Here is a 7700-nt window from a genome sequence, read left to right as displayed (position 1 = left end):
GTTCTGTGTTTGCCAATGGAACCAAGGAGGCAGCCCAGGAGGTAGGTGGGCAGACCACACTCAAATGGGCCCTGTGGGACATCGCTTCCACTACGTATTATGAGCCATTGATCACTGCATATGAGGCAGCAAACCCTGATGTGAAGATCGAGATGCTCGATCTTGGCTCGGCTGACTTCATGACCATGTTGCAGACCCAACTCTCCGGTGGAGACTCTTCAATTGATATTGTCACCATCAAGGACATTCCTGGTTACAACAACCTTGTGAAGCGCAATTTGCTGATGGATCTCAACCCCATGATCGCCAGCGAAGGTGTTGATCTTTCCCTCTATGGTGGAACCACAGACCAGATTTCTGTTGATGGAAAGCTCTACGGCATTCCATTCCGCAGTGATTTCTGGATTGTCTACTACAACAAGGAACTCTTCGATAATGCTGGTGTTGCCTATCCCACCAATGATATGACCTTTGCTGAGTTTGACGCGCTTGCCCGTAAGATGACCAGCGGCATGGGTGCAAACAAGGTATATGGAGCTCACTATCATACCTGGCGTTCTGCTGTGCAGTTGTTCGGCATCCTAGATGGAAAGAATACCATTGTTGATGGTACTTACGACTTCCTCGCTCCTTACTATGAGATGGTACTGGGCCAGCAGAGAGATGGAATTGTCCAGGATTATGCAACCCTGAAGACCTCATCCACCCACTACAGTGGTGTATTCTACAACAACAGCGTTGCAATGATGAACATGGGTTCATGGTTCATTGCCACCTTGATCGACCAGATTGCCCAGGGCAAGACCGAATGCTCCGAGTGGGGTTTGGTCAAGTATCCCCATGCAGAGGGAGTTACTCCTGGAACCACTCTTGGAACCATTACCAGCATTGGCGTAAGCAATGCTTCCAAGAAGAAAGACGCTGCATTTGATTTCGTGAAGTTCGTAACCGGTCCTGAAGGTGCCCAGATTATCGCAAAGACCGGAACCATTCCTGCAATTACGGATGAGAGCGTTATCGAGATCATCGCTTCCAAGCCTGGATTCCCAACCGATCAGGCAACACGTGATGCACTTCAGGTGCACAAGACCTATCTTGAGATGCCTTTGCATGAGAAATCTGCAGAGATCGAGGTGGTGTTGAATCAGGTCCATGATGAGATCATGACCAACAACATCAGTGTCGATGGCGGTATCAAGAAGATGAATGAGCAAATCCAGAAGATTCTGGGAAAATAGTTCTCCTTTTTTCGGTACAGGGGATGTTCATCCCCTGTACCACATTCCAGAGCCGAGGATGGTTTCATGCCCTCAAAAAAAGCAACGTTAAAAAAACAGTTGGTGGCATATAGTTTCATTGCACCAAACTTCATTGGTTTTGCCGTGTTTACCATGGTCCCCATCATCTTTGCATTCGCCCTTGCCTTCCTGCATTGGGATGGTTCAAACCCCATCACTTGGGCGGGGCTTGGCAATTTTATCGACCTGTTTGACGATGACCAGTTCAAGGCTGCCTTGAAAAATACCATCGTCTACACAACAGGGACGGTTCCCCTTACCTTGGTTGCAAGTCTGTTTCTTGCGGTCATTCTCAACCAGGGCTTCAAAGCCCGTAACTTCTTTAGAACAGTGAGCTTCTTTCCCTATGTAGCTTCCTTGGTTGCCGTTGCGGCAGTCTGGAATATGATCTTCAACCCATCCAAGGGCCCAGTCAACATGTTGCTCTATACGTTGGGTTTTGAATCGGTACCCGGATGGGCAGCCGACAAGGACTGGGCGATGATCACCATCGTTTTCTTCAGTGTCTGGAAGTACATGGGCTATTATATGATTATTTATCTTGCCGGTTTGCAAGGAATAAACCCCGAGCTCTATGAAGCAGCAAGCCTCGATGGAACCAATGCATGGCAACGATTCCGCTATGTTACCATTCCTCAGCTTAGTGGTGTCTCCTTCTTTGTAATGGTTATGCTTACCATCCAGTGCTTCAAGGTCTATGACATTGTGTACATGGTTACCCAGGGAGGCCCGGGTACTGCTACCTTGGTACTCGTCTACGATATTTACAACAAAGCCTTCATCAGTTGGAATCTTGGTTCTGCAAGTGCAGTTGCCATGGTGCTCTTTATCCTGGTTCTCGCCGTTACGTTGGTTCAGTTCAACGGTGAGAAGCGGATGCATTAGGAGGGCGCCATGCAAGTACGAATCAGAAAAACCACCAATTCCACCATTGCAGTCTATCTCTTGCTTATCCTCTCGGCGCTGGTGATGTTGCTGCCCTTTGCCTGGATGATCAGTGCATCGCTGAAGCTCGACAAGGATGTGTTTTCCTTTCCCATCAAGTGGATCCCCTCTGAGCCGCGATGGGAAAACTATGCAGAAATCTGGACAACCATCCCCTTGGGATTGTTCATCAAGAATACCGCCAAGCTGACCGTTATTGTGACCTTTCTTCAGCTTTTAACCTCATCCTTTGCTGCCTATGCGTTTGCAAAGTTGCAGTTCAAAGGAAGAAATCTCCTGTTTCTCGGGTATGTAGCGACCATTGCCATGCCTTGGCATGTGTATATGGTTCCTCAGTTCATCATGATGCGCTCCTTCGGGCTGAACAACACCCACTTGTCAATCATCTTCCTGCAGGCTTTCAGTGCTTTCGGGGTGTTCTTGATGAAACAGTTCTATATGAGTGTTCCCGATGAGCTGTGCGAGGCAGCAAGAATCGATGGGATGAGTGAGTACAGCATCTGGTGGAAAATCATGCTTCCTCTATCGAAGCCTGCACTCTCTACCCTGACCATTTTCACGTTCGTAAATACCTGGAATGACTTCCTCGGTCCTTTGCTCTATCTTACTCGGACCGAGCTGAAGACCATCCAGATTGGACTGAGAATGTTCATAAGCCAGTATTCCAGTGAGTACGGCTTGATCATGGCAGCCAGCGTGGTTGCCTTGGTCCCGGTAGTTATTGTTTTTCTCTCCCTGCAAAAGTTCTTTGTCCAGGGAGTGGCCACTGCTGGACTGAAGGGGTAGGTATGCAGGAAATAACACAAGACACTGTTCAGCGTGCTTTGGGTGAGGCAGTCTCGCAGGTAAGGCGGAATCTCCCTCTGTTTACCTATCGCTGCCAGAACCATTCATCAGTGAAAAACTTCTATCCTCCTTGTGATAATACTCAGTGGACCTGTGGGTTTTGGCCTGGAGAGGTATGCCTAGCTTGGCAGCATACCAAGGACCCGGTATTCCTCCATGCAGCGAGTATTCTGGCCGAGAGTTTTCTCTTCCGTATAGAGAACAAGGTTGAGGTAGACCACCATGACATGGGGTTCCTCTATACTCCCAGTTGTGTCTCCTTGTACAAATTGGATGGCAATGAGCGTGCAAAGCGAGCTGCACTGCTTGCTGCAGACCAGTTGCTGACCCGGTTCCAGGAGAAAGGGTCCTTCCTGCAAGCATGGGGAGCCATGGATGAGGAGGAAAACTACCGCTTCATCATTGATTGTTTGATGAATCTTCCCTTGCTCTATTGGGCAAGCGAGGTAACAGGGGATGATAGATATCGTACGATTGCCCTTCGCCACACAGAGACCTGCCTCAAACACTCATTCCGCGATGATGGCTCCACCTTCCATACCTTCTTCATGGACCCTGAGACTGGAGGTCCGCTTAGGGGAGAGACCTGCCAAGGATACCGCGCTGATTCCTTCTGGGCACGGGGGCAGGCTTGGGCTCTCTATGGCCTTGCGCTCAGCTATCGGTACACGAGGGATGAGCGCTGTCTCTCCCAGTTTTCCAAGAGCGTTGCATTCTTCCTCTCCCGTCTCCCCCATGATTTGATCCCCTACTGGGACCTGATTTTCAGTGAAGGTGATGAGCCGAGAGACTCTTCAAGTGCTTCCATTGCTGCCTGCGGTCTTTTGGAAATGGCTGATCTTCTCAATGATACGCAAGCTGATCTGTATCGCTCCTGGGCGAAGAAGCTTATGCAAAGCCTGTATGAATCCTATAGGGTAACAGACCCATCTTATTCCAACGGACTGGTCCTTCACGGAACCTACTCCAAGAAGAGTCCCTATAATACATGCACCCCTGAAGGGGTTGATGAATGCGTCTCATGGGGTGATTATTTCTATATGGAAGCCCTGATGCGACTCAGTGGTAGTTGGTCGACCTTCTGGTAAGGGGAGTATATGAAGAAAGATACGTATTTCTCCAATTGGAGAATCTGCTTCTTGGATGATCCAAAGCAGGTTTCAGCCTATCTTTGGCAGTATGAGAAAGAAGAAGCGGAGACAATCATTGCTACAGCCGAAGAGATTGTTCAGCAGTCATTTCTGTTCAATCAACGGTGGGATATGGAACGTACCACTGAGCCGGTTGTATTCCCCCACGATATAGACTGGTTACATCAACCATCCGATGATAGTGAGTGGGTCTTTGCATTCAACAGGATGCGGTTCTGGATTACGCTGGGACAAGCCTATGCACTTACCGGTAATGAGCAGTATGCAGAGGCCTTTGCTTCCCAGCTCTGCCACTGGGTGAAGAACGTCAGGCGTTCTGACCCAAAGAGCCAGAAGGCGTGGCGATCTATTGAGGCTGGGCTTCGCATGGAGTACTGGGTAAAAGCAATGCAGTACTTCAAGGAAAGCCCTTCAATAACAGATTCGGTACTTGAAACATTCCTCTCCTCGATAGCTGACCATGCGGAATTCCTCTATTCCGTATGGGACAGCTATCATCTTATGAGCAATTGGGGTGTTCTGGAGAACCATGGGTTGTTTCTTGCTTCCCTCGCTCTCCAGAAGAGTGAGATCAGCGAAACCTACTGCGAGGAAGCAATAAGAAGGCTGTCTTTGGAGATAGAGATACAGGTATATGATGATGGAATGCAGTGGGAACAGTCCCCCATGTACCACAATGAGGTGTTGCACTGCTATCTGGATGTGGTAATCCTGGCCAGACGGCTTCACATTCCCCTTCCTGAGGTGATCAAAGAGAAAACCTACAAGATGTGCAAAGCCTCCCTCTCATGGCAGAAACCGGACGGAACAGAGCCCTGCATGGGGGACAGTGATGCAATCGACCAAAGGGACCTCATCACCAAGGCAGCCTATTTCTATCAGGATGGAGAGCTGAAGAAGGGTGGGTACTCCCATCTCGATTTTGATACCATCTGGGATCTCGGTTTCAGGGCAGTGAAATGCTACGATCAACTACCCAGTCTTTCCTCCTCTCAACGTCTCTTTGTTTTGCACGAGAGCGGAAATGCCATCTACAAGGAAGAAGATGCCTATCTTCGCTTTCACTGTGGTACCTTGGGAGCTGGTCATGGGCATAGTGACAAGCTTCATTTCGACCTCTATGCGAATGGAGAGGATCTTCTGGTGGATGCCGGCCGGTACACCTATGTCCCGAAGTCTGAGCGGTATGAGTTCAAGGACAGCACTGCCCATAACACCACAACAGTGGATAACAAGAACTTCACCGTATGCAAGGACAGTTGGGAGTGCTCCAAGTTAAGCGCACCCATCGGATTCCGCACGGCTCAGAAAAATGGGTATATTGCTTTCCAAGGTTCGCACCAAGGGTATCTGGATGTCGGGGTGCTTCCACGTAGGACGATCGTGGTATTGGAGAAAACCCTTATCCTGATCTGTGATGAGTTTTTATCCCAGGAACACCATAGCTATCAAAGCTATCTGCATTGTAATGATGAGGGTAAGGTAAGTCTGAAGGAGTCCGGGATGATGTACCAGAGCACGAAGAATGCAATGTACATCCATACCATTTCAAGCCAGGGTGTTACCCAATATCTTAAAAGTACCAGGCTCTCACGTCACTACAATGAGCTGACCGACAACAAGACCCTGGTCAGCGAGGTGGAAGGGGATGGATTTGTATCATTATTTACCTTGATCTCACTCAACGAGGATGCCGTTTTCAAGAAGGAGCGGGTACTCTCCAATTTCAAGAAGATCCGATTTTCTGATTCCCTGATCGAGGCTGTCACCATCAAGAGAGGTGAAACAGCCTATACTGTAGTAGTCAGTCACCAGGAGTGGTCAAGCCCTACCGATACCTTCAACGCAGATGGATGTACAGGCTTTGGTTCCTTGGTGGTGTTTGACCGCGGGAAGGGGGAGACAGAGATTGGGACACGACTATTCACCTAGAATCATATTCTCTGGAAATAGTTGTTTACATCCTCTCCCTATTTTGCTATTATCCAATGGCAGATGCGCCAGTAGCACAATGGTTAGTGCTCGTGCTTCCCAAGCATGAGACGAGGGTTCGATTCCCTTCTGGCGCTCTCAGCCCCCTTGGTCAATCGACTGAGGGGGTTTGCTTTATTTGAGGAATTGTGAGATTACCCCAGGGATGTATCAATCGTATCTGTTAATGAATTGAATAAGATTCGGCAAATATGGAATATGCCGAATTCTAGAGCAAATTTCAAAATGCTAATTTGCATGTATGAATATACATAGATTGTGTATATCCATGCATACCAGGTGGCATGACAGTCAACCAGATGATTTTCTCTCCATGATGACGGAGTGAATCACCCCCAAGGCAAGTCGATAGACGCACCAAGGCATTCCTTCTTCGTTGGAGGGGTGTCTTCAATTCCTTTGATTGTGGCTAGAATACCCTTTGTGCCTTGTGTTGCTCATACAGGATCAGCACATTCCGCACCTTCTTCATGGTGGTGAGGAGAATGGCCAGAGCGATCTCATACCGGGCGTGGGCTCCCCTTTTATAGATGGTATCGGGAAGGAACCCGTCCTTGAGCTCCCCGTTGGTCCTCTCCACGGTGGTCCTGGCAGCATACCGCCTCTGGGAAGCGGGGTCCAGGGGGTCGGCAACCACCCCCTTGTAGGCCCTGCGGTCGATGATCGCCTTCCTTCCTATCATGTCGACATAGTCGTTGATCACAGGGCTGATGTACCCCTTGTCGAGCAGTACATACAAGAAATCAGCGATCTCCCTTGCCTTTTTCATGAGGGGGACTGCGACCTTGCTGTCATGGACCGAGGCCCCGGTCACCGCGAAGCTCACGGGCACCCCATGATCATCAGTGGCAAGATGGGCCTTGTAGCCGATGAACCATTGTTTCTTCCCCTTGGAATTCTGTTTCGCGGTGATGGAACAGCGCATTTCCAGTCTTGCCAGCGACTCCCCGAAGGATTCTTGCAGATAGGCAATCCGTTCTTGCTCCAGCCTGGCCTGGCGCTCACGATACTGTTGTTCCTCCAGCGATCCCTTCGCCTTGCGTCCTCGCTTCTCGTTGGCCTTGGCTTCCTTTGCCCTGGTCTTGATGGGCTTCTCCCGTACCCCGATGGTGGTGCTGTCTATGCTCAGGTGCCCGATTGCCAGCCTGTCCATTGATGATGTATACGCCTGTATCACCCGTTCATGGAGGAGTGAGGGGTCGACGATCCTCTCCACTTCCCTGAAAAGCCTGCTCACACTCGCCTCACTGGGTACCCTGGTGATTCCAAGCATGTCCTTCAGGTTCCCGTTCTCACGCAGGAGCGACAGTGTTCCCTTCACCGTCCGTACCTGGTGGTGAAGCTTGAGCAGCATGATGCCCAGTATCGGCAGCAGGTCGTAGCCGAGCCTTCCCTTGCGGTGGCTTCTGTGCAACCTGTGCAATTCATCGGGGGTGAGCAGGGACTGCACCCCATGATAGTATTGCAG

Annotated in this window: 6 protein-coding genes and 1 tRNA gene; 6 read left to right on the top strand and 1 reads right to left on the bottom strand. The window is 49.7% G+C overall.

What is annotated here, in order from left to right; translation table 11 throughout:
- From JF818_RS10145 to JF818_RS10120, 6 genes are all read left to right on the top strand, one after another.
- The coding region (locus JF818_RS10145; RefSeq protein WP_198891895.1) for a sugar ABC transporter substrate-binding protein at positions 1-1238 on the top strand (1238 nt) is incomplete at its 5' end.
- A 66-nt stretch (positions 1239-1304) separates the two neighbouring features.
- Entirely contained in the window at positions 1305-2183 is an 879-nt protein-coding gene (locus JF818_RS10140; protein ID WP_198891894.1) for a carbohydrate ABC transporter permease, read from the top strand.
- A 9-nt stretch (positions 2184-2192) separates the two neighbouring features.
- Positions 2193-3029 carry a carbohydrate ABC transporter permease gene (locus JF818_RS10135; protein ID WP_198891893.1) on the top strand — a complete coding sequence of 279 codons (837 nt, stop codon included), beginning with the start codon at positions 2193-2195 and terminating at the stop codon, positions 3027-3029.
- Between the two features lie 2 nt (positions 3030-3031).
- Complete coding sequence (locus tag JF818_RS10130; protein ID WP_198891892.1) at positions 3032-4177, top strand: glycoside hydrolase family 88 protein; 1146 nt, start codon at positions 3032-3034, stop codon at positions 4175-4177.
- A 9-nt stretch (positions 4178-4186) separates the two neighbouring features.
- Complete coding sequence (locus JF818_RS10125) at positions 4187-6172, top strand: alginate lyase family protein (protein WP_198891891.1); 1986 nt, start codon at positions 4187-4189, stop codon at positions 6170-6172.
- Between the two features lie 65 nt (positions 6173-6237).
- Positions 6238-6309, top strand: a tRNA-Gly gene (locus tag JF818_RS10120).
- Positions 6310-6641: 332 nt separating this feature from the next.
- Here JF818_RS10120 and JF818_RS10115 read toward each other — a convergent pair.
- Positions 6642-7700, bottom strand: a 1059-nt coding sequence (locus JF818_RS10115; protein ID WP_198891890.1) for a transposase, incomplete at its 5' end; no start/stop codon positions are given.

The sequence above is a fragment of the Sphaerochaeta sp. S2 genome, assembly GCF_016406725.1.
GTDB lineage: Bacteria > Spirochaetota > Spirochaetia > Sphaerochaetales > Sphaerochaetaceae > Sphaerochaeta.
This window is presented reverse-complemented; position numbering and strand designations above follow the sequence as displayed.